Source organism: Luteibacter flocculans (assembly GCF_023612255.1).
Classification (GTDB): Bacteria; Pseudomonadota; Gammaproteobacteria; order Xanthomonadales; family Rhodanobacteraceae; genus Luteibacter; species Luteibacter flocculans.
The window spans coordinates 69,744-91,203 of sequence record NZ_CP063231.1 but is presented as its reverse complement, the minus strand read 5'-3'; the positions used below and the strand labels follow the sequence as shown (position 1 = coordinate 91,203).

The following is a 21,460-nucleotide window of genomic DNA, read 5'->3' as shown; positions in this document are numbered from 1 at the left end:
TTACTCTCCTCGGCACCCCGTGCCCGCTTTTGGCCGGTTTTCGTCTCGTGAGGGTCCATGCGTCCTGCTTCTTCGGTTCCCGGCGCGCTGCGCCAGCGTTTCCGGCCGCTCGTGTGGTTCGGCGTGCTGTTCGTCAGCGTCGCGTTCCTGGTCAGGCTCATCCTGCTGATCAAGACCCGCCACGACGTACCGCCCGACCTGGGCCAGTACCTCTACCTGTTCCTGGTCGGCTTCGGCTACGACCTGGTCACGTACATCTACTTCGCCTGGCCGCTGCTGCTGGCGCTATGGCTGCTGCCGCGCCGCGCCTACCTGTCGCGCTGGGGGCATCGGATCTTCCTGGGCCTGTGTTTCGTGCTGGCCTTCGCCGTGCTTTACCTCGGCGCTGCCGAGCTGGTTTTCTGGGGCGAGTTCAGCGCCCGCTTCAACTTCATCGCGGTGGATTACCTCGTCTACACCCATGAGGTGGTCGGCAACATCCGCGAGTCGTACCCGATCGGCACCTGGAGCACCCTGCTGCTCGCGGGCACCCTGCTGGTGATGTTCCTCAGCCGCCGCGTACTGGCCGCGCGCGACGACGGCTCGCGCTTCCTCGCCCGCATGGGTGTGGTGGGCGTATGGCTCGTGCTGACCGTAGCCGTGAGCTTTGCGGTCACCGGGTCGATGAAGGATCGCTCCAGCAACAACTACGTGAACGAGCTGGCGGGCAACGGCATCTACCAGTTCTTCGCCGCGTTCCGCGAGAACGAGCTGGACTATGCGAAGTATTACCCCACGCTGCCGGACAAGGAGGCGTTCGCGAACCTGCGCAGCCTGCTGAAGACGCCGGATGCGACGTACACCAGCGACGACCCGATGAACCTCACCCGCAACATCGTCGCGGATCGGCCGGAGCGCAAGCTCAACGTCGTGCTCATCAGCGTGGAGAGCCTGTCCGGCGACTACGTAGAAGGACTCGACGTCAGCAAGCACAAGCACCTGATGCCGAACCTCGACGCGCTGGCGTCCAAGAGCCTGTTCTTCACCCAGCTCTACGCCAACGGCACGCGCACGGTGCGCGGCCTGGAAGCGTTGGCCTTGTCGGTGCCACCGACGCCGGGCGAATCGATCGTGAAGCGGCCGGACAACGAGAACCTCTGGTCGCTTGCTGACGTGTTCAACGCGAAGGGCTACGAGTCGGAGTTCGTCTACGGCGGCTACGGCTACTTCGACAACATGAACCACTTCTTCTCGACCAATGGCTACAACGCGGTCGATCGCGGCGCCATCGACGACAAGGACATCCATGCGGAAAACGTGTGGGGCGTGGCGGACGAGGATCTCTACACCCTCGTGATGAAGCGCATGGACGATGCGTACGCGAAGGGCAAGCCGTATTTCGCGCACGTGATGACCACCTCGAACCATCGGCCGTTCACGTTCCCCGAAGGGCGGGTGTCGCTGCCGCAGGGTTCGCGTCGCGCTGCCGTGCAGTACACCGACTGGGCGATTGCCGATTTCCTGAAGCGCGCCTCGACCAAGCCCTGGTTCGACGACACGATCTTCGTCATCACGGCCGACCACTGCGCCACCAGCGCCGGCAAGACCAGCCTGCCGGTCGACCGGTATCACATTCCCCTGTTGATCTACTCGCCCAAGCACGTGCCCGCAGGCCGTGTGGATCGCTTGATGAGTCAGATCGACATCCCGCCGACCCTGCTGGGCATGCTCGGCTTCAGCTACACGTCGCGCTTCTACGGTTACGACCTGTTCCGACTGGAACCGGGTCGCGAACGGGCCTTCCTCAGCACCTACCAGGAACTGGGCTACCTGCACGGCGACCGCCTGACCTCGCTCGTGCCGCGCCAGCCGGTGAAGGAAATGCTGCCGCAGAAGAGCACGGGCGACGCGGTGCCGGTGGAGAAGATGGACCCGGTGGATGCTAAGGACGCCATCACTTACTACCAGACCGCCGCGTATCTGTTCACCCACGGCCTGATGAAGCGAACCGCTCCGGCCCACTGACCGGAACGGCAAAAGTCAGAGCACAGGTGGGGCCACCCTGGTGGCGAAAATCAAAGCAAGGTGGGAGCCACCCCGGTGGCGAAGTCGGAGCACGGTGGGAGCCAGCCTGCTGGCGAATATCAAAGCACGGTGGGAGCCAGCCTGCTGGCGAAAAGCCAACGAAGCGGTGTAGCAGCGAGGCAAGTTCCCATCGCCAGCAGGCTGGCTCCCACCGGCAAATTCCCACCGGCGGGTCCATTTCATGCCGCCAAGGCGGCGTGTCAGCGGCCTGCCGCAGCGCGTTCGCGCACGTCCGCGAACGACCACTCGCGGACCGGCTCACCGTTTTCCCATACCGTGACCATCGCTTCCTCCCAGCCCGGTTCGATGGCCTCGGGCGGCATAGCGATCGCATCGCCCGGCAGGGGCACGGTGCGGTAGGTGCCGCTTTCGCGTTGACGCAGCAGCGTCATGCGCCCGCGCTTGGAAAGCTTGCCCTGGTCGGTGACCGGGTCTTTCCAGACGTCGCGCCACACGCCATCCACGCGTGCCGCGGAACACTTCAGCGCGAACTTCTGCGTGTCGCGGGTGAGTTTCTGAAGCAACGCGCCGCCCATGCCGAAGGCGAGATTGTCGGCAGAGTAACCGGCCGTGGTGATGCGTTCGAGAATCGCGCGAATGCTGTCCGGATTCACGCCGTCGCCCTGGATCACGCGCACGTGGTTCAACACGCGATAACCCTTACCGTTGACGATACTGCCGAAGGCCTCGTCGAGCAGGCTGACGCAGCGGTGCACCACCTCCACGGGATCGCCGGAATCCGGTCGCACGACCACGGTAGCGCCCGAAGCGATCACCTCGTCGCGCAAGGTCTTGCCCCAGTGTTCCTTGATCGCGTGATAGATGTCGTAGCTGTCCGAGACCACGGCCACCAGCGAGCCGGGCTTCGCGAAGTGACGAAGCATGTTCCGGTACGCGTCCACTTCGTGATCGCGACCCCAGCTCGTGATCGTGCTGTGCTCGGCGGCGGGAATCGAGAAACCCGCCATCGGTTCGCCGTAATAGGCACGTGCCGCGAGCACGCCGGACACGGTATCGGTACCCAGGAAATTGACCAGATGGGCCATGCCGCCGAGCCCGGCGGATTCCGCACTCGATACGCCACGCGCACCGAAGTCGTGCAGCTTGAATGGGATCTGTGCGACGGGATCGTCGGAGGTCGTGTCGAGGTAATGCGCAATGGTCTGCCGCGCGTGCCAGCTCGTGGTGGCGACCGTGACCGGATACCACAGGCGCAGCAGTCGCGTTTCGAGATACGAAGGCAACCAGTAGGTGCGCGGATCGGTGGATTCGATGGTCACCAGCGCCTGATGCGTGGGCACGACGCTGCCTTCCGGCACCGCGCGCACGCGCACCGGCAGCCGACCGCCATGCGTGTCGACGATGTATCGCCATCCTTCGTCATTGAACGGTTCGCCGTGTGCGGCGAAGAAATCGCGCGCCTCGTCCACATCCGCATGGGTCACGGGGCGTTCGAGGCGCGCCTTCAATACGGCCTGCAGGCCGAAGAACACCGTGCGGTCATAGGTGCCGCCACGCGACTCCACATAGAAAAACGTGGCGTCCGTATTCGGCGGGTACTGCAGCCAGTGGCTCGCCTTGTAGCTATCGGTGTCGAGGATCGGGTTGTCGAGGTAGGAAACGCTGTGGGTCGTCATGACCCACAGCATACCCTCAGCGCCCCTCGCCGCCGACGCTCGTCAGGCGACGGTGTCGACCAGCACCAGCTCCGCGTCCTCGCTGGCCGTGATGCGCAGCGTGGCTTCGTCGCGGATCGCGGCGCCGTCCCGGGCGTTCAGTGCCACGCCGTTGACTTCCACGTGGCCGGTGGCCGGCACGAGATACGCATAGCGACCCGGGGCGAGCGTGTATTCCACGGTTTCGCCGGCCTTGACGCTGGCGCCCAGCACGCGAGCGTCGGTGCGGATCGGCAATGCGTCGCCGTCGCCTTCCACGCCGCTGGCCAGCGTCACGAAGCGACCCGAACGCTCACCCTTCGGGAACGGGCGCGTGCCCCACGACGGCGCCTTGCGTTCACCATCCGGAATGATCCAGATCTGGAAGATGCGCGTGGTGCCCGGCTCGGCGTTGTACTCGGCATGGCGGATGCCGGTGCCGGCGCTCATCACCTGCACGTCGCCCGCTTCGGTACGACCCTTGTTGCCAAGGCTGTCCTCATGGGTGATCGCGCCTTCACGAACGTAGGTGATGATCTCCATGTCCGCATGCGGGTGCGGCGGGAAACCGGTGCCCGGAGCGATGGTGTCGTCGTTCCACACCCGCAGGGCGCCCCAGCCCATGCGCTTCGGATCGTGATACGAGGCGAACGAGAAATGATGCTTCGCGTCGAGCCAACCGTGGTTGGCACCGCCCAGGCTGTCGAAATGGCGGACGTCGATCATGTGGTGCTCCCCCGGGATTACCGGACTGGATGAGTGGATGGGTGTATTTTCCTCCTCCCCATCGGCTGTGGCGCATCGCTCCACGGAACGGATTGTTTCCTCCACGCACCCTTTGGGGTTGCAATGCCGCCCCCTGCGCCCATGTGAAACGCATTGGCGGAACGTCCGCCGCTCCCTTCGAGGTGTTTCCGGATGATTCCGTTCTCCGTGCTCGACCTGTCCCCCGTCGTTCGTGGCGCCACGCCTGGCGACGCGTTGCGTAATACGCGCGATCTCGCCATTCACGCGGAAGCCCTTGGCTATCATCGCTACTGGCTGGCCGAGCACCACAACATGACGGGCATCGCCAGCGCCGCCACGTCCATCGTGATCGGCTACGTGGCCGAAGCGACGAAGACCATCCGTGTCGGGTCGGGCGGCATCATGTTGCCCAACCACGCGCCGCTGGTGATCGCCGAGCAGTTCGGCACGCTGGCCTCGCTGTATCCGGGGCGCATCGATCTGGGGCTGGGCCGCGCACCGGGCACGGACCAGGGCACCGCGCGCGCCTTGCGCCGCGCGCTAGGGCCGAGCGACGACCGTTTCCCCGATGACGTGCAGGAACTGCAATTCTTCCTCGGACCGCAACAACCCGGACAGACCGTACGCGCGGTGCCGGGCATGGATACCAACGTACCGATTTGGCTGCTCGGCTCCAGCTTGTTCAGCGCGCGACTGGCAGCGGAGCTGGGCCTGCCGTTTGCCTTTGCCTCGCACTTCGCGCCGGATTTGATGATGAAGGCGCTGGAGGTGTATCGCACGATGTTCCGTCCGTCGGAAGCACTGGCCGCGCCGTACGCCATGCTGGGTATCAACGTGGTGGCCGCGGACACCGACGACGAAGCACGGCGCCTGTTTACGTCACAGCAGCAGGCGTTCTGGAACCTGCGACGCGGTGCGCCGGGGCAGTTGCCGCCGCCCGTGAATTCGATGGATGGCGTGTGGACGCCCATGGAGAAGGCGCAGGTGGATCACGCATTGTCGTGCGCCGTGGTCGGCTCGGCCGATACGGTACGCGACGGCCTCGCGGCGTTCATCGAGCGCACTGGCGCGAACGAACTCATCATCACTGCGCAGATCTTCGATCACGAAGCACGCAAGCGCTCCTACACCATCGTGGCGGAGCAGCACGCGGAGCTGGCGCAGCGCGAAGCTGCCTGACCTGGTGCGCGTCGTTCTCGACACCAACGTCTGTCTGGACGTCTTCGTGTTCGCCGACCCACGAGCCGCGGCGCTGGCCGCGGCGTTGGCCTCGGGCGAGGTCGGCGCCGTCACCCGCGCCGACTGCCGTGACGAATGGATGGCCGTGCTCGGCTATCCGACGCTGAAACTGGACGACGCGCGGCGCGCGGAGGCACTGGCTCGTTACGACGCGCAGACCCTCACGCTACCCACGTTGCCGGCACCGGAGGGTCTGCCACGTTGTCGCGACCCCGACGACCAGAAGTTTCTCGAACTCGCCGCTACGTCGGGCGCAAGCACGCTGTTTTCGCGCGACGCCGAGGTGCTGCGCCTCGGTCGCCGGGCGCAGCGCGACGGCCTGTTTGCGATCATGGTGCCGGAAGCGTGGGAAGGACCGGCGCGCGCGTAATCACCGCGCCGGAAACGCTGGTTCAGTCCGCCGGGACCAGCGCGATGAGGTTGCGCAGGCTGTAGTAGCGCTCGTGCTGCGGCCAGTCGGCGGAGACGATGGCCTTGAGGCCCGCGGTCCAGGGCTCGTTGTCCAGCAACACCTCCACCTGCGTGCGGCCGTCACCGACGTTGCCGTAGAACACGCGTATCCAATGCACGTCTTCGCTGAGCGGTGCCGTGGTAATGGCAGCATCCAGTGCCGACAGCGCGTCCTCGGGTATGTCCATCGGCGCACCTTCGTCGCCGCGCAGGGTGAAGTCGCCCACGTAGACGGTGAAACGATGCATGCCGACAGCCAGCTCGCGCACGGCCACTTTTTCTGCATTCACCGTATGCCAGCACGCGGCGAGCACCACATGGAAGTCGTTGCGCGCAAAGGCGTCGAGGGCATCGCGGCAACCAGCCTTGCCGCCACCCACACCGCCGAAGCTTTCCTCGATGGTGCGTTCCTCGTCCAGCACGATGTCGATGTCCAGGCGACCCATGCCGCCTTCTTTGCCTTCGTGCCAGATGCCACGAATCGCGGGGAAGTCCTCGCCTTCGGTCAACAGCCAGTCTTCGTCGGCTTCGAGCTGGATGCCGTGATCGGCAAAGAGATCGATCAGGGTGTTCTGGATAAGACGATCCATGGGGTATCCGGTCGAGGAAAGAGTGAGATTATGCGCCGGGGACGAGCTTGGCGAGCGCAACCGCGGCGGCCGGATTGCGTTCCTTGGCCGCCGAGATGAAATAGACAAAGACGTCGCGGCGCGTACCGTCGGCTGTGGCAGCGCCCACGTGCGGAAGATCTTCGGGGTCATCTCCGCCTGCCCACGCCATGGCACGCTTGGCCCAACCTTTCAACGCACGGGTCGGATAGCCGGCCTTCTCGTCGGATTCGCTGAGCATCAGGCGCGCGTACACGAACGGGCCCGTGAGGTCGGCGAGCGACGGGTACTTGGGCGAATCGGTGAAGACCGTGGCGACACCGCGCTCGCGCGCCAGCTCGATCCAGCGCGGGTCGATGAAACTTTCATGGCGCACTTCCACCGCGTGACGCAGTGGCACGCCCGCATGCTTTTCGGGGAGCAGATCGAGAAAAGCTGCGATGTCGTCAGGGTCGAACCGGCGCGTAGGCAGGAATTGCCAGAGCAGCGGACCCAGACGATCGCCGAGCGCCACCGCACCATCGATGAAGTCGGCGATGCGTCGTCCCGTGCCGCCCAAAACGCGTGTCTGCACGATGTGGCGGGGCGCTTTCACCGAGAAGACGAAGCCGTCTGGCGTCTCCGCGGCCCACTTTTCGTAGGTGGAGGGTTCCGGCGCCCGATAGTAGGTGCCGTTGATCTCGATGGCCCGCACCTGGCGGCTGGCGTATTCCAGCTCGCGCTTCTGCACCAGGCCCTCGGGATAGAACACGCCGCGCCACGGCGGAAATACCCAGCCGCCCATGCCCGTGCGGATCGCGCCCGCCGCGGATGCCTTTGCCCGAGCCTTTTTCGTCGCCATGCCAGCGATGCTCCCAGGGAAGAAGTGGAGGATCTGTCTTCGGGTTTCCGTACAAGCGGGCGCGGGTGCCTTTGCGCGATACTCGATCCTCCCGAGTTTCCCGCGTGCGTCCCATGCCGTCCATCCGCATCCTGACCGTTGATGACCACCCCCTGTTGCGCGAGGGCATCGCCGCCGTTATCGAAGGCCACGAGTCGCTGGAACTGATCGCCGAGGCCAGCACCGGTGAGGAAGCGATCGAGCGCTACCGCGAGCACCGGCCTGATCTCACGCTCATGGACCTGCAAATGCCAGGCATGGGTGGCATCGCGGCCATCGAAGCCATTCGCGCCGAATTCCCGGACGCGCGGATCCTCGTGCTGACGACCTACCGTGGCGACGTCCAGGCGCTCCGCGCGTTCCGCGCGGGCGCGCAGGGCTACCTGCTGAAGAGCGAACTGCGCAAGGACATGCTCGCAACGATCCACCAGATCATGGAAGGCAAGCGGCGCATACCCGACGAGATCGCCCAGGAAATGGCCGGGCACGCCGAAGACGACGAGCTGACGCCACGCGAGACCCAGGTGCTCACCCATGTGGCCCGCGGCGAAGCCAACCGCGACGTGGCGGGTGCCCTTGGCATCGCTGAGGAAACCGTCAAGGCGCACATGAAGAGCATCCTGGCGAAGCTTCAGGCCAACGACCGTACTCACGCTGTCGCGATCGCGCTCCGGCGCGGCATCATCGAACTGTGAGGGCCACGCTCAACTGAGCGCGGTCGGTTGCTCGAACGGCAGTGGCGTGGCGCCGGTGGCAACCACGGCCATGTCCGCGCGTTCGCCCACCTCTCCGTCGCCATCGACGACCAACAGGATGCGTCCGCCTTCGATCTCGTCCTCGAACTTGCGTCGTACCGGATCGGGTACCGCCGAGCCCATCAGCGCGCCGGACCAGGCGCCAACGGCCGCACCTGCCGCACCGACCGCCACCGCGCCCGCCAACGTCACGCCCAGGGGCGGGATGGCCAGGGCCACGAGACCGGCCAGCAGACCGGTGGCGCCGCCTTGCGCCAGACCCCGCACGGCGGCTGGCATGAAATCCGAATGATCATCCTTGCGGTCTTCTGGGATGACGTCGAGTTCGATGTCGTGACGGGCGACGAGGGAGAGATCGTCGTCGGGAATACCCGCCTGGCGGGCGGCGCCAAGGGCAGTACGGGCGCTCTGGATGTCAGGCGTGCTGTAGACGCGGCGAGTCTTCATCGCGGCTTCCTTTGGCAATCGGAGCCCCATCGTTCAGCCCTGACGGTCGAACGCGTGTGACGGCTCGGTCAAGTACACCCCTACCGGCACCCACATGGGCCACTCCACGACTCAGCGCAGCGGACCCTGCTGCGCTAGCTGCGCGTTCTGCGCCACCTCGTGCGCCTGCATCTTCCATTGATCGAACTGCTCGATCTTCTGGATGGCCTCCTCAGGCTGCGGTGACTGCTTGAGGTCCACCGTCACCGGTAGCGCCATCCAACCGTCGCCTCGGAAACTGATCGTCAAGGCGTCTTCGTCGAGGCGGATGTCGCTGAGATTCCGCGCAGTGATGTGGTGTTCGTGGCAGGCCGCGGTGAATTGCAAAAGCCGATCGTCCGACGCATCCGGTATGTACTCGCGCAATGCGTTGTAGAGCACGTGAGTCGAGCTTTCGGGATGGCGGGGATCGCTGGTGTTCCGCGGTCCGGCAGCGAGTGGTGGTGCATCCGGGTCGGGGGCTTGGCGAGCAGGTAACGGCGACGATGCAGCGGGCGATGACGGGAACAGCGTCGGCTCGGGCCACGCGGCGGGCCAGTCGGCGCGATCGTTCGATACGGCAGCGTGTGGCTGCGACCGTTCGATGCCACGCTGCTGCGCTGTCATGGAACGCGCCTGATCGAGAGTGGCCTCGGCGATCGCCGTGCGCGTCTCAGGGCCGACGATGCCGTCCACCGGCAGCCCGCGTTCGACCTGGAACACTTCCACCGCCGCCTGCGTGAAATCGCCAAAAACACCGTCCGCCGGCAGCGGTCGGGCGCGGGCGTCGGTGAAACCCAGTTGAGCTAGCTGACCTTGCAGCGCGGCGACGTCGGCCCCTTGCATGCCGTGCCGTAGAGGCCTCGCTTCGATGTGCGCGGCAGGCGGCGATACCGGGTCGACATCTACGGGATCGAGACGCAGGGGCACTTGGGGCCTTTCGTTGAGCGCCTCGAGACCGGGAAGCAGCGGCGCGGGGGAGGGCTCGCGTGTCGAGCGTTCGGGTGTCGTGATCTCGGGCGTCTGGGTCTCGACATCACGAGACGCACGTGCCGAGGCCTCCATGGCCGCCACGATGTCCGCAGGGTCCGACGGCGGCACAGGTCCAATGGTGACGGGATGGCGTTCGCCGACACGCACCTGCAACGCGGGATCGAGAGGTTCGGGCAGGGCACACACCTGGACCAGGCGGCAATTCGGCGGCGACACCTGCGCTCCCATGACGTCGCGCAGGCCATCGTCATCGAAGCGCGAGGTGCGATAGATCGGCAGGTGTTCCTCGGAATGATGAATCACGTAACGCCGAGGGTCCTTCGGCTCGCCTTGCTTGACGACCAACGGCACATCGCTATGCGCATTGATGAAATCCGCCGCGAGGTTGAAGTTGAGAATGGACAAGCCGTCGAGGTGATAGCTGCCACCGATGTCCGAATGCGAGCCCGGCACCGTGACGCCGAGAAAGCGCCCGTCGCTGGAATGTCCCTGGGGAATGATCTGCGTCGACGGAAACGAATTGCGACGCTCGTCGCGCGCCACGATCTGCAAGCCCGACACCACCGACGACGGCAGCGTGCGATCGTGATCCCTCGGGCGACCGGTACCCACAGGATCGAAGAGCACTTCACTGATCGGTGTGCGGCCCGGTAGCACGAGCGGCGGAAGAATCCAGGCGAGCTCCTTGCTGCCGGCGGCCCTTGCCGGCTTGGCCGTCAGCCCCTCTATATCCTGGATGCCTCGTTCGTGAACCATGCGCGAGAAACCCGCGGCCTGCTCGGCACCGCGACTGAAACCGGTGGTGACGATGCGGATGTCGGCGTGGGGATCTTCCTTTTTCCATTCCCGTGCTTTGGCAACTAGTTCGGCGTACATCTCCTCCAACAGAGCGTCGTACGTATTACCAGTTGCACCATCCCAGACCCTAGCGATGGGATTCTTCTGGGTTCCTGGGCCAGGAAGATATACGGATGATATCCGGGGATTCCTACCGCTGACCGCCTCAATCTGAATGTGTAGTGCGCCTACGTTCGTTGGATGCTCGGGATCGCCGTAGAGATCATTCCCCGTACCGTCAAAATTGGCGAAGAAAAGTCTTTCGTGCGGATTCGTCGCGGCAAATAGTCCCGGCACGCGCAGGTTGGATAACTCTGACCGTGCATTGTCGTACCAGGCTTCATCCATAGGCGTCATCAGGTCCGCTTTGACGCCATCCTGCATAAGGCCATCCAGCCCCATTCTGTGTTTCTCAGCCACTTCCATGTTTCCTCAAAAGCTTTTGGTGAACGCAAGCACGTGGTCGTGGCGCATGTTGCTGTACCGATTCCCGGGAACTCTCGGGTGAAGGAGAAAAACCATGGCCTTCATGTACACGTTGATAGTGCGGTCATCGATTACCAGAAAGATGCCTGGCGCAGGAAAATATCGATCGATAGCGACGTCGTTAATATCCAAATCGGGGCTATAGATAACGTATTGGTCCTTGAATATCTCGCCGAGATCGACCTCAGCTTCCAACGGAGTTCCGTCTTTGGCGATCCAGCTCACCCGCGCTGGCGGAGGAAAGTTTGCGATGCCGATCCAATTCCCATTGAGGTTCTTAAGAATGTCTCCGGTAAGTGGAGGCGAAGGCTCATCATGTTTCGCGACGTAACGGCGTCCGTAGATCACCTCACACTTCAGCGTGTCAAAGCAGTAAGCCGAAAACTTGTGCGAGGAGAAGGGAACCTTCAACTCGCCATTCACGATTTGCGCTTGGCGCTCGCTGTGTTCCTCAGCCATGGCACGTGCTCCGATGCTGGTCATGAATAGTGAGGCGGCAAACGCGCACACGATTCGCATATTTCCAAGGGACTTGCTCCGCGTATCGATCACGTCCGTGTCTCCGCTGTTCCAGATCTCATCAAACCGTTTCGACATGACCAAGGCCCTCCGCTGCGTTTTGCACGAGCGCCTGTGTGGCCTGATCGCAGACGCCGTTTGCTTCCACGCCATGCTCCACTTGGAAACCGAGGAGGGCCATGCGGGTGACTGGGCCGAACCGACCGTCCGCTGCGAGAGGCCTGCCGCGCGCGTCGGTGTAGCCGAGCCGTTTCAGATGCGCTTGCAGTTCCATGATGGGAAATCCGCACATCCCCTCGCGCAGCACCGTGGCTTGCGCAGGCTGAGGCAAATTAGGCTTACGCCGTGTCTGCTTGACCAAGCCCTTGCGCGACGGTGGCCCCAACTCCGCTCTCGTACGCGCGTTTGCGATGGCGACGTCGCGCAACAACTGCTGGTCGTAGATCGGATCGTGCGTCGAGAGCTTGTGTACGGATTTCAGCGATGAGGCGCGGGCGCCTTCGTCGTGATCGAATGCGTCGTCGGATACATGCGTGGTCATTCCCTGGCCTCGTGTACTTTCGGGGAGGTTGGCTGTGTCTTGCGGGTCGATGCTTCGCCAAGGCACGCGAGCGCCTGGCCTTGGACAGGCGCGATCGCCTTCGGCTTTTCTGCCACCGCGCTCGGCGTCCCCTGCGGACGCACGGTGACCTGCGGCAGACTGGAGCGCGCCTTGAAGGTCTTGTCCTTGAAGAACCAGTTCTTGCGCGCCCGGATGGGTTTACAGCCCTCGTAGAAGATCAGCTCCTCGTCCGCCAGCAATTCCTTCACCTCCTGCGGGAGCATCAGGGCGCGTCGTTCTTCGATGTGATTGGTCGACACCTGGCGCCCGCCGCCTCCATGGCTGGTGCTGCGTTGCTGCCTGCGCACCGTCTTGTAGCCGAGCATGTCGCTGTATTCGTTGGCATCCGCCTGCTCGCGCGGCGCGAAGACGATCTGCGCGCCGTGGTTGGTGATGAAATTCTGCGCGTCGTGGTCGCCATAGGCGGCGCGCAACTGCGAGCGGCTTTGCACAATGCACAGATCGCGCACGCCGTAGCTCGCAGCAATGGAAATACGCTTGGCCCACACGTCCACGCGCCCCATGGCCGTGAATTCATCCATCAGCATGAGCATCTGGTACTTGAGGTCCGGCTCCTCACCCAACTGTTTGTCGAGGTTGTTGCCGATCACGGTGCTGAAGAAGATGTTGAGGAGCTTGGCGCTCTCGTCCAGCTTGTTGGTGGGAATGATGACGTAGAGGGTGGTGGGCTCGCGGCGCAGGCTGCGCACGTCGATGTCGGTGGCATTGGTGGCCGCGGCGAGGATCGGGCTGAGGAATTGCTGCAGCGGCGCGTGCATCGAAGCCATCACGGACGAGAACGTCTGTTCCGCTAGCCCGACGAGGTTGGAGAAGACCGTGCGCGTCTGCGTACTGATGAACTGGCGATTGGGGTCATTGAGCAGCGCCTGCAACATCGCCATCGTGCCGCCGCCGTCCTCGCCGCTGGAGAATCGCAGCACGCGCTCGAACGACGGGAAGGCGGAATGCACGTTCGCGTCGGGCACGACGCCGCCGCTCGACGCGATCTCGCGGTCCCACGTCTCGAACATGTACGAGACGAACGCCGTGAACGCGGCGCGGCTCTGCGAGACCCAGAACGGATCCTGCCCTGCTGCATCCGGATAGAGAATCGCGGCCATGGTCTGGATTTCGCCGATCCGCTTGGCATGCGGCATGTCGGCGAGCGGGGTCATGGGATTGAAGCGATGCGTCTTGCCGTGCTCGTCGTAGGGCGCCCAGATGCGGATGCGTTGGCCCTTCGATTCGCGCCAGCCACTGGTGGCCTTGCACAACTCGCCCTTCAGATCGAGCACCACCATCGAGTGCTCATAGGACAGCAGCACCGGGATGGCGATGCTCGTGGTCTTGCCGGAGCGCGTCGGGCTGATCGTGATGACATGCTGTGCGCCACCGAGCCACAGCTCGCGCCCTTTGTATTTGCCAATGAGGATGCTTTGCGGCGTCTTGTCGAATAGACCGGCCTTACGGAGGTCGGCGTACCCTGCGAAACGCGCATCGCCATGGGTCGTTTCGCCGCGTGCGCCGAAGCTCACGACGGCCAGACCCAACCATGCGGAAAGGGCGCCGCCAAAGCCGAGCGCGCCGCCAAGCTTGATGGTTCCCGCGTAAGGCACGTACGCCGGGAGGTCGATGGCCTGCCAGTACCGCCAATACGTGACCCAGCCAGTCGGCTCGTCGCCCAGCCCGAGAAGGCGCAAGGTAATGACACCCGCCGCGTACTCGCCTGTCACGATTGCGAGGCCGCCGATGACAAGAAGAAACGCCACCTTTGTCTTGCCATACATGAATCGCGCTCCTTGCGCCGCCCGGGGGTGCAAAGCATGCCGCAACGTGGCGTCAAATCATGGGTTTGTGCCGAAAGTCGGTTCACTTTTCAGATTTATTCGAGACCCTATGTCAATTCAAAAAGGTCATTGGCCGACGATGTCGTCGTCATCGGGCTCGATAATTTGATCTGAGAATCATTCGCACTTACGATAAGGAACTTTGTTCGTTTCAGGGTCGTCGCTCCATGCGTTGTGTTCCTACCGTTCTCGCCTTGGCTATCGCGGGCGTGCTCGCCGCGCGTCCCGTGCTCGCGCAGGAGGCCGCGCCACCGCCGACCGAGTTGGAAGGGGTCAAGGTCGTCGGCGACTGGCTGGGCGAAGCGGCGCGCAATACGGTGGTGAATCACCCTGGCGCGCGCACCGTCGTGCGCCGCGAGGAATTACGCGAAGCGGGCGCCACGAACCTGCGCGATGCGCTTCGCCGCATTCCTGGTGTGCAGGTGCAGGAAAGCAACGGCACGGGTGGCAGCGACGTCTCGTTGAACGTGGGCGTGCGCGGGTTGACCTCACGCCTGTCGCCGCGCTCGACCATTCTGCTCGATGGCGTGCCCATCGCCGTGGCGCCGTATGGCCAGCCGCAGGTGTCGATGGCACCGGTGGGTCTGGGCAATCTCCAGGCCGTGGACGTGGTGCGCGGCGGTGGTTCGGTGCGCTACGGGCCGCAGAACGTCGGCGGCATCATCAACTTCGTGACGCGCGACATTCCGGAGACGTTCGGCGGCAGCGCGGGCGTGCAGTTCCAGGGTGGCAGCCAGGGTGGCATCCGCACGAACAGCAATGCGTTCGTAGGTGGCACCACGGCGAGCGGACTCGGCGTGGCCTTGCTTTACAACGGCCTGCACGGTCCGGGATTCCGCGAGCGCGAGGACAACGAAAGCATCGACGACGTGATGCTCAAGGCCAAGTACGCGTTCTCCGCCGAGGACACACTGACCGGCAGCGTGCATCACTACGACGGACAGGCCGGCATGCCAGGCGGTCTCGATCAGGCTGACTACGACGCGAATCCGTTTCAATCGCGGCGTCCCTTCGATGACTTCCACGGCCGACGTACCGATTACGTTTTGAAGTACACACACGTGGACGACCGGCGCAGCTTCGAAGTGCAGTCGTACTACTCCGACAGTTTTCGGGGCAGCCACATCGAAACGATCACGCAGAACGCCAACGGCAGCTACACGCACCAGTTGAATGCGTACCCGCGGAACTACCACGTGTTTGCTATCGAGCCGCGCTATTCGCAGTTGTTCGACTGGGGACAGGTCACCCACGAGATCGGCATCGGCTATCGCTACACGAACGAAGCCATGCACGAGCGCACGCTGCGCAATGCCAAGTACGTATCGGATCTGCCTTATACGCCGTATCAAAGCTTCCCCTATGGTGCGTCCTACATACTGTCGGGAAACAACACGGGCAGCAACGAAGCGCATGCGTTCTATCTCGACGACGCCATCAACGCGGGCAATTGGACCATCACGCCCGGCATCCGCTACGAGCGCATCGACAGTGAGTGGGAGGCCCATCCCAGTACGACCGTCGTGGTAAAGGGGCCGACCGAGCGGCAGAAGACGTATTCGAAGCCGCTGCCTTCGCTCAACGTGATCTATCACCTGAGCGACGCGCTCAAGCTATATGCCAACGCCGAGACCTCGTTCGGCTCGCTGCAGTATTTCCAGATCGGCCAGAAGGATTCGAACAACCAGTTCGCCACAGGCCTGAAGCCGGAAACCGCACGAACCTACGAGATCGGCACGCGCTACGACACGTCCGCCTGGGGTGGCGAGGTCTCGTTGTTCCGCATCAATTTCGACCACGAGCTGCAACTGGTGGGCAAGCTGCCCAACGTGCCGGACTCACACGACGGCTGGACCAGTCTCGGTGCCACCACGCACAAGGGTATGGAATCGGCCGCACACGTGGATCTCGGTGCCTTCGACGACGCACTCAAAGGCCTCACGCTCTGGGGCACGGCGACGTACACGCACGCGTATTACAAGCACGGCTCGTTCGCCGGACGCGATCTTCCGTTCTATTCGCGACGCACGGCTAACGTCGGCCTGCGCTACGGCGTCGCGCAGTGGACCTTCAATCTCGATGCGTTCGCGCAATCGCGCCAGCATTCGCCGGGATCGCCCGGCTTCGACCCCGCGAACCCCACCGAGTACGTCACCCAGCCGACGCCCGAGGGCGACCTCGGCGACATCCCGGGCTGGACGACATGGAATGCGCGTGCCGAGTACGCTTTCGGCCCCGCGGCGTCCAACCTGCGTCTCGGCGTCGGCGTGAAGAACCTCACCGATCGGCGCTATTTCACCCGATCGACCGACAACAACGATGGCATCTATGTCGGCATGCCGCGCACGTATTTCGTGCAGGCATCCGTGGACTTCTGAATCGATGACGACTCGACCGCGCCGCTTCCGCCATGCACTGAAAGTCCTGCACCTGTGGCTCGGGCTCAGCCTGGGCGTGTTGCTGGCGCTGGTCACGCTCTCGGGCAGCGTGCTGCTGTTCGAAGATCCTTTGTTCGCGGTGGGCCATCCCGAACTGACATCGCGGCCGTTGCCCGATCTCGCCACGCAGGGGCGCTCGCTGCAGGCGATCCTGGCATCTCCTGAGGGCAAGGGGCTGCGGGGTCTCAGCTTCCCGGACGAGGAATTGCCGGTGTGGGAAGCACAGCAGCGCGGCGGCGATCGCGTCTATTTCGACGCAACGGACGGCACGCGGTTGTTGCAGCGGGCCAAATCCAGCGATGGGCTGCTGCTTCTGATGGACTGGCATACGCACCTACTGAGCGGCGAGGTGGGCGAGACGGTGCTCGGCTTCGTGGCCTGCGCCGGACTGTTCATGCTCTTCTCCGGCGTGTGGCTCTATTGGCCGGGGCGGCAACGCGCGCTCCGGCACCTGAAACCGCACACGCAGCCGCCCGTGTTGCGCTGGGCCAGCCTGCATCGTTTCGTCGGCGTGGTGGCCCTGCCCCTGCTCGTGGTGATGATCGGCACCGGCACGACCATGGCCTACCGCGGCGCCGTGCGCACCGGGCTTTCTGCGGCGTTCGGCGAACGTGCGCCAGCGCGTCCGCCCAAGACGCCCCCGTCGCACGAGTCCATCGACTGGCCGGCCGTGCTGGCTGCCGCACAGGCCGCCGCACCCGATGCCCAGCTCACGCGGGTGATGCTGCCCTCGAAGGACAACGGCACCCTCACGCTCCGCATCCGTCGGCCCGGCGAGTGGAATCCCGCGGGTCGCAGCTCACTCTGGATGGATCCGGTGGCCGTGAAGGTGCTCGGTGGCGACGATGCGACGACGCTGGGTCCCGGCGGCCGGCTTGCCAATGCGCTGTTCCCGATCCACTCCGCCGCCGTTGGCGGCACGACGTGGCGTGTACTGGCCTGCCTCACCGGCATGCTGCCGATGTTCCTGCTGGTTACGGGGTTTCTCTTCTGGCGAGCACGCCAGCGGCGCCGCTGAGGGCTTCTGCGAGCCGCGCCATATCAGTGCCATAGGTAGCGCCGACGCCTGCCCCGGTCGATGCGTATCGTGGCGCCGGTCCATCAAGGGGAATCCCATGCGCCGACTCGTCTTCGCTCTTGCCATCTGCACCGCCCTGCCCGTCCTCGCCGACGACAACGCCGCATGGACCGAGCCGGTGGCGCCCCATGCGATCTACGGCAACAGCTACTACGTGGGCACCAAGGGGTTGTCCTCGATCCTCATCACCTCGCCGCAAGGCCACGTGCTGATCGACGGGACGCTCCCCGAAAACGCCGCGCTCATCGAGGCCAATATCCGAAAGCTCGGATTTCGCGTCGAGGACATCAAGCTCATCCTCAACACGCATGCGCACTCCGACCATGCCGGTGGCATCGCGCAACTGGCGAAGGACAGCGGTGCGACCGTGCGTGCCACTGCGGCGGGCGCACGCGAGATGCGACTGGGAGGCGCCGATCCCACCGATCCGCAATACGTCCGCGGCGGGCCACGGTATCCCTCGGTCAACGCCGTGGGCGACATCGTGGACGGCACGGTGGTCAGGGTGGGACCGCTGGCACTGACTGCGCACATCACGCCCGGCCATACACCGGGCGGCACGGCCTGGACGTGGCAGGCGTGCGAGGGGTCGTCCTGCAAGACCATCGCGTTCGTCGACAGCCTGTACGCTTTCACGGCCGGCAGCTACCGGTATAGCGATCACCCTGCGTATGTGGCCGAGTTCCGGCAGACCCTCGCGCGTGTGACGACGCTGCCTTGCGACACGCTGATCACACCGCACCCCGAGCAAGGCGAGGGAGAAACCTGCGCCAGCTACGCCGCGGCTGCTCGCGAACGGCTGGACGAGGTACTGGCGAAGGAAGCCAAGCAAGCCAAAACCAGCTCGGCTCACCCGTAGCCCGAAGCGATCGCGGGGAGGGACGCATCCCTCGCGTCGCAACGTCGCCGACGCCTACCGACGCACGCTTCGCTTATATTGGCGCCGCGGCCAACGCGGCCGCGTTGCCAAGGAAGCATCGCGTGATCGTATCGGACCTGTTCACCCTGCCCGCCTTCGTGGCCTATCTGGCCCTGGGCGCGGTGTATTTCGTGGCCTTCCTGGTCACCTATATCTGGATCACGCCGCAACGCGAGATGGCGCTGATCCGCGACGGCAACCTGTCGGCGGCAATCAGCCTCGGCGGTGCCGCCATCGGCTTCGTCCAACCCCTTGCCAGCGCTATTGCACACAGCGTCAACCTGCTCGATCTGGCGCTATGGGGACTGGTGGCGTGGGTGGTGCAGCTGCTCACGCATTTCGTGCTCCGCGTGATCGTGCGCGACCTGCGCGCCAAGATCGAACAGGACGTGCGCTCGGTGGCGCTCTTCGTCGCGGTCGTGGCCGCCTGCATCGGCGCGATCAACGCCGCTGCGATGACCTACTGAGGACCGGGTCATGAGCAAGGACGATTCGCCGCTGACGCCCCGCAAAACCAGCCATGCATCGACCAAGGAAGACGCACGCTTCTCGGTGCAGCCCGGTTATCGCCATCCGTCGTTCCATCCGCCACGCGATCCGCTGCTGCGCCGTCGCTCCCTGGTCGTTGCCGTGGGCATGGCGGGTATGGCGGCCGTCGGTTTCGCCGCGTTCGGTGGCAAGGACGTGCAGCGCAACGGTTACGCCTCGCTGGAAGACTGCGAGCACGACTACGCCACGGGCCAATGCACGCAGGACAAGCCCGTGTCGTCCGGTGGCACCGGCGGCTATCACTACTACGGCCCCTGGTATCGCAGCGACTGGCGCAACGGCCGCGTGGACGGCGATCCAGGCCCAGGGCGCAGCTACGCCAGCGGCGCGAGTGCAGGCTTCGCCGGACACGGCCCCACGAGCCTGGATTTCGGCCGTCGCGGCGGCTTCGGCTCCACCGGACGCGTCTCGGCGCGGGGCAGTTGATGCGTCGCGAACGCATCGAACCTCGAGCGGACTGGCAAGCCCGCGTCGAGGCGATCGGGTTCGGCTTCCACACCCTGGATGGTCAGCCGTACTGGCGCGAAGACGCCTGCTATGTGTTCGACGAACATGCCATCGACACGCTCGAAGCGGCCACGGCGGAACTGCACGGCCTGTGCATGGAGGCGGTGGATCGCATCGTCCGTGCGGGACGCTACGAGGATCTCGGTCTCGGCGACGCCGCCGCGCGTCTCGCCGAGCGCAGTTGGTTCGATCGCGATCCGGCGCTGTACGGTCGGATGGATCTGTCGTTCGACGGACGCTCGCCACCGAAGCTGCTCGAATACAACGCCGATACGCCGACCTCGCTGTTCGAAGCATCGGTCGTGCAGTGGTACTGGCTGGAAGACGTGGCCCCGGATGCCGATCAGTTCAATGCGATCCACGAAGCACTGATCGAGCGCTGGCGCGTCGTGGGCGGCGGCGCGCGCATGCACTTCGCCGCGTGCTACGACAGCCCCGAGGACGGCACGACCACGGATTACCTGCTCGACACCTGCGCGCAGGCGGGTCTGGATGTGCAGGCGCTGGACATCGAAGAGATCGGCTGGTCGGGCAAGGCATTCATCGACCTGGCCGATCGTCCGATCGATCGTCTGTTCAAGCTGTATCCGTGGGAATGGCTGATGAGCGAGCCGTTCGCCGCGCATATCCCGGCAAGTGGCACGCGCTGGCTCGAGCCGCCCTGGAAGATGCTGTTATCGAACAAGGCGATCCTGCCCTTGCTCTGGGAGTTTTTCCCCGGGCATCCGAACCTTCTGCCCGCCAGCCGTACACGCGATGCCATCGCGGGCGCCGCCGTGGTGAAACCGTATTGGGGCCGCGAAGGCGAGGGCATCGCTGTGCTGACCCCTGGCGAGCGAGGACACGGCAAGCCGTGTCATATCTACCAGGCATTCGCGCCGCTGCCGGTGTTCGATGGCAGGCATGCGCTGGTAGGTTCCTGGGTCGTCGGCGATACGCCGGTCGGCATCGGCATGCGCGAGGACGGCGACCTGATCACGCGCAACACGAGTTGCTTCGTGCCTCATCTGTTTCGCTGATCGCTTCGCCGCGGCTTGGTTTCATGCGCTGGTACCATGCGCGGTCTGTCGAAGGAGTTGCCCCATGCCGTTGCCCACCGTCGAACACGAGACCCACGCCGATCCGACCTGGTCGGTGATCTGGTTGCACGGCCTCGGCGCCAGCGGCGACGACTTCGTGCCGATCGTGCCCGAGCTGGTGGACCCGTCCTGGCCCGGCATTCGCTTCGTCTTTCCGCACGCGCCGGTGCGGCCCGTCACGGTCAACAACGGCATGCCGATGCGGGCCTGGTACGACATCAAAAGCCTCGGCATCGCCGATCGACAGGACGCCGAAGGCATCCACGCCTCGGTGGCCGACGTGGAAGCATTGATTGCGCGCGAGGTCGAACGCGGCATTCCGGCATCGCACATCGTGCTGGCAGGCTTCTCGCAGGGGGGCGCCATGACGCTGGCCGCGGGGCTGCGGCATCGCGAGACCTTGGGCGGACTGCTCGTGCTCTCGGCGTACCTGCCGCTGCACGAGACCATCGAGGCGGAACGGCACGGTGCCAACCACGCCACGCCGATCTTCTGGGGCCACGGCAGCGTCGACCCGATCGTCCCCATGGCGCTAGGCGAACGGTCGCGGCAGCTCCTGGAAGCGCTGGGGCATCGCATCGAGTGGCATAGCTATCCGATGGGTCACCAGGTGAACATGACGGAGATCCAAGACATCCGACATTGGCTGACGGAGCGTTTCGCGACGGTGTGAGTGCGTCCGCCGGGCCGCCGACGGGACCGGCGTCACGGAACACAGCGCGGCCGAGAAGGCCGCTCGACCGA

The 21,460-nt window shown here is 64.6% G+C and carries 20 protein-coding genes; 11 read left to right on the top strand and 9 right to left on the bottom strand.

What is annotated here, in order from left to right:
• The first annotated feature begins 57 nt into the window (after positions 1–57).
• Positions 58–2,004 (top strand): LTA synthase family protein, encoded by a 1,947-nt coding sequence (locus IM816_RS00445; protein WP_250339339.1) that lies wholly within the window; start codon positions 58–60, stop codon positions 2,002–2,004.
• A 260-nt stretch (positions 2,005–2,264) separates the two neighbouring features.
• Here the strand turns inward: IM816_RS00445 and IM816_RS00440 are convergent, their stop codons facing one another.
• Positions 2,265–3,701 carry a nicotinate phosphoribosyltransferase gene (locus IM816_RS00440; protein WP_250339338.1) on the bottom strand — a complete coding sequence of 479 codons (1,437 nt, stop codon included), beginning with the start codon at positions 3,699–3,701 and terminating at the stop codon, positions 2,265–2,267.
• Between the two features lie 42 nt (positions 3,702–3,743).
• Complete coding sequence (locus tag IM816_RS00435; protein WP_250339337.1) at positions 3,744–4,445, bottom strand: pirin family protein; 702 nt, start codon at positions 4,443–4,445, stop codon at positions 3,744–3,746.
• A 192-nt stretch (positions 4,446–4,637) separates the two neighbouring features.
• Here IM816_RS00435 and IM816_RS00430 point away from each other — a divergent pair, with 192 nt between their 5' ends.
• Together IM816_RS00430 and IM816_RS00425 are read left to right on the top strand one after the other, a co-directional pair.
• Positions 4,638–5,645: an LLM class flavin-dependent oxidoreductase gene (locus tag IM816_RS00430; RefSeq protein ID WP_250339336.1), complete on the top strand. Its 1,008-nt coding sequence runs from the start codon at positions 4,638–4,640 to the stop codon at positions 5,643–5,645.
• A 4-nt stretch (positions 5,646–5,649) separates the two neighbouring features.
• Entirely contained in the window at positions 5,650–6,075 is a 426-nt protein-coding gene (locus tag IM816_RS00425) for a putative toxin-antitoxin system toxin component, PIN family (protein ID WP_345779957.1), read from the top strand.
• 22 nt (positions 6,076–6,097) lie between these two features.
• Here the strand turns inward: IM816_RS00425 and IM816_RS00420 are convergent, their stop codons facing one another.
• Together IM816_RS00420 and IM816_RS00415 are read right to left on the bottom strand one after the other, a co-directional pair.
• The gene (locus IM816_RS00420; RefSeq protein ID WP_250339335.1) at positions 6,098–6,745 is read right to left on the bottom strand and encodes a DUF6348 family protein; all 648 of its coding nucleotides are present in this window, start codon (positions 6,743–6,745) and stop codon (positions 6,098–6,100) included.
• Positions 6,746–6,773: 28 nt separating this feature from the next.
• Complete coding sequence (locus IM816_RS00415; RefSeq protein ID WP_250339334.1) at positions 6,774–7,604, bottom strand: DUF72 domain-containing protein; 831 nt, start codon at positions 7,602–7,604, stop codon at positions 6,774–6,776.
• 113 nt (positions 7,605–7,717) lie between these two features.
• On the opposite strand from IM816_RS00415, the gene IM816_RS00410 reads away from it, so the two are divergent.
• Positions 7,718–8,338: a response regulator gene (locus IM816_RS00410; RefSeq protein WP_250339333.1), complete on the top strand. Its 621-nt coding sequence runs from the start codon at positions 7,718–7,720 to the stop codon at positions 8,336–8,338.
• Between the two features lie 9 nt (positions 8,339–8,347).
• On the opposite strand, the gene IM816_RS00405 is transcribed toward IM816_RS00410, so the two are convergent.
• From IM816_RS00405 to IM816_RS00385, 5 genes are all read right to left on the bottom strand, one after another.
• Complete coding sequence (locus IM816_RS00405; RefSeq protein WP_072323318.1) at positions 8,348–8,845, bottom strand: hypothetical protein; 498 nt, start codon at positions 8,843–8,845, stop codon at positions 8,348–8,350.
• A gap of 111 nt (positions 8,846–8,956) precedes the next feature.
• Complete coding sequence (locus IM816_RS00400; RefSeq protein WP_250339332.1) at positions 8,957–11,113, bottom strand: phospholipase effector Tle1 domain-containing protein; 2,157 nt, start codon at positions 11,111–11,113, stop codon at positions 8,957–8,959.
• Positions 11,114–11,125: 12 nt separating this feature from the next.
• Positions 11,126–11,776 carry a hypothetical protein gene (locus IM816_RS00395; RefSeq protein ID WP_250339331.1) on the bottom strand — a complete coding sequence of 217 codons (651 nt, stop codon included), beginning with the start codon at positions 11,774–11,776 and terminating at the stop codon, positions 11,126–11,128.
• Positions 11,760–12,239, bottom strand: coding sequence for a peptidoglycan-binding domain-containing protein (locus tag IM816_RS00390; protein ID WP_250339330.1), 480 nt, complete (start codon positions 12,237–12,239; stop codon positions 11,760–11,762). Before IM816_RS00390 ends, IM816_RS00395 begins: the two co-directional genes overlap by 17 nt.
• Positions 12,236–14,086 carry a type IV secretory system conjugative DNA transfer family protein gene (locus tag IM816_RS00385; protein ID WP_250339329.1) on the bottom strand — a complete coding sequence of 617 codons (1,851 nt, stop codon included), beginning with the start codon at positions 14,084–14,086 and terminating at the stop codon, positions 12,236–12,238. Before IM816_RS00385 ends, IM816_RS00390 begins: the two co-directional genes overlap by 4 nt.
• Before the next feature lie 227 nt (positions 14,087–14,313).
• Between IM816_RS00385 and IM816_RS00380 the strand changes: the two genes are divergently transcribed.
• From IM816_RS00380 to IM816_RS00350, 7 genes are all read left to right on the top strand, one after another.
• The gene (locus IM816_RS00380; RefSeq protein WP_250339328.1) at positions 14,314–16,524 is read left to right on the top strand and encodes a TonB-dependent receptor family protein; all 2,211 of its coding nucleotides are present in this window, start codon (positions 14,314–14,316) and stop codon (positions 16,522–16,524) included.
• A 4-nt stretch (positions 16,525–16,528) separates the two neighbouring features.
• Positions 16,529–17,602 carry a PepSY-associated TM helix domain-containing protein gene (locus tag IM816_RS00375; protein ID WP_250339327.1) on the top strand — a complete coding sequence of 358 codons (1,074 nt, stop codon included), beginning with the start codon at positions 16,529–16,531 and terminating at the stop codon, positions 17,600–17,602.
• 97 nt (positions 17,603–17,699) lie between these two features.
• On the top strand, positions 17,700–18,521 hold the full coding sequence (bla, locus tag IM816_RS00370; RefSeq protein ID WP_250339326.1) for a subclass B3 metallo-beta-lactamase: 822 nt from the start codon (positions 17,700–17,702) through the stop codon (positions 18,519–18,521).
• A gap of 122 nt (positions 18,522–18,643) precedes the next feature.
• On the top strand, positions 18,644–19,048 hold the full coding sequence (locus IM816_RS00365) for a DUF350 domain-containing protein (protein ID WP_218184761.1): 405 nt from the start codon (positions 18,644–18,646) through the stop codon (positions 19,046–19,048).
• A gap of 10 nt (positions 19,049–19,058) precedes the next feature.
• A complete protein-coding gene (locus IM816_RS00360) occupies positions 19,059–19,556 on the top strand; it encodes a hypothetical protein (protein ID WP_250339325.1) in 498 nt (165 codons plus the stop codon).
• The gene (locus IM816_RS00355; RefSeq protein ID WP_250339324.1) at positions 19,556–20,656 is read left to right on the top strand and encodes a glutathionylspermidine synthase family protein; all 1,101 of its coding nucleotides are present in this window, start codon (positions 19,556–19,558) and stop codon (positions 20,654–20,656) included. The genes IM816_RS00360 and IM816_RS00355 overlap by 1 nt, the downstream gene beginning before the upstream one ends.
• A 64-nt stretch (positions 20,657–20,720) precedes the next feature.
• Entirely contained in the window at positions 20,721–21,389 is a 669-nt protein-coding gene (locus IM816_RS00350; protein ID WP_250339323.1) for an alpha/beta hydrolase, read from the top strand.
• The last annotated feature ends 71 nt before the right edge of the window (positions 21,390–21,460 follow it).

What these genes read in the sequence shown, in the direction of transcription:
- IM816_RS00440 (WP_250339338.1), bottom strand. Translation starts at nt 3,701, where the DNA reads ATGACGACCCACAGCGTTTCCTACCTCGACAACCCGATCCTCGACACC.
- IM816_RS00355 (WP_250339324.1), top strand. Translation starts at nt 19,556, where the DNA reads ATGCGTCGCGAACGCATCGAACCTCGAGCGGACTGGCAAGCCCGCGTC.
- IM816_RS00360 (WP_250339325.1), top strand. Translation starts at nt 19,059, where the DNA reads ATGAGCAAGGACGATTCGCCGCTGACGCCCCGCAAAACCAGCCATGCA.
- IM816_RS00415 (WP_250339334.1), bottom strand. Translation starts at nt 7,604, where the DNA reads ATGGCGACGAAAAAGGCTCGGGCAAAGGCATCCGCGGCGGGCGCGATC.
- IM816_RS00380 (WP_250339328.1), top strand. Translation starts at nt 14,314, where the DNA reads ATGCGTTGTGTTCCTACCGTTCTCGCCTTGGCTATCGCGGGCGTGCTC.
- IM816_RS00395 (WP_250339331.1), bottom strand. Translation starts at nt 11,776, where the DNA reads ATGTCGAAACGGTTTGATGAGATCTGGAACAGCGGAGACACGGACGTG.
- IM816_RS00385 (WP_250339329.1), bottom strand. Translation starts at nt 14,086, where the DNA reads ATGTATGGCAAGACAAAGGTGGCGTTTCTTCTTGTCATCGGCGGCCTC.
- bla (WP_250339326.1), top strand. Translation starts at nt 17,700, where the DNA reads ATGCGCCGACTCGTCTTCGCTCTTGCCATCTGCACCGCCCTGCCCGTC.
- IM816_RS00410 (WP_250339333.1), top strand. Translation starts at nt 7,718, where the DNA reads ATGCCGTCCATCCGCATCCTGACCGTTGATGACCACCCCCTGTTGCGC.
- IM816_RS00445 (WP_250339339.1), top strand. Translation starts at nt 58, where the DNA reads ATGCGTCCTGCTTCTTCGGTTCCCGGCGCGCTGCGCCAGCGTTTCCGG.
- IM816_RS00390 (WP_250339330.1), bottom strand. Translation starts at nt 12,239, where the DNA reads ATGACCACGCATGTATCCGACGACGCATTCGATCACGACGAAGGCGCC.
- IM816_RS00405 (WP_072323318.1), bottom strand. Translation starts at nt 8,845, where the DNA reads ATGAAGACTCGCCGCGTCTACAGCACGCCTGACATCCAGAGCGCCCGT.
- IM816_RS00350 (WP_250339323.1), top strand. Translation starts at nt 20,721, where the DNA reads ATGCCGTTGCCCACCGTCGAACACGAGACCCACGCCGATCCGACCTGG.
- IM816_RS00430 (WP_250339336.1), top strand. Translation starts at nt 4,638, where the DNA reads ATGATTCCGTTCTCCGTGCTCGACCTGTCCCCCGTCGTTCGTGGCGCC.
- IM816_RS00375 (WP_250339327.1), top strand. Translation starts at nt 16,529, where the DNA reads ATGACGACTCGACCGCGCCGCTTCCGCCATGCACTGAAAGTCCTGCAC.
- IM816_RS00420 (WP_250339335.1), bottom strand. Translation starts at nt 6,745, where the DNA reads ATGGATCGTCTTATCCAGAACACCCTGATCGATCTCTTTGCCGATCAC.
- IM816_RS00435 (WP_250339337.1), bottom strand. Translation starts at nt 4,445, where the DNA reads ATGATCGACGTCCGCCATTTCGACAGCCTGGGCGGTGCCAACCACGGT.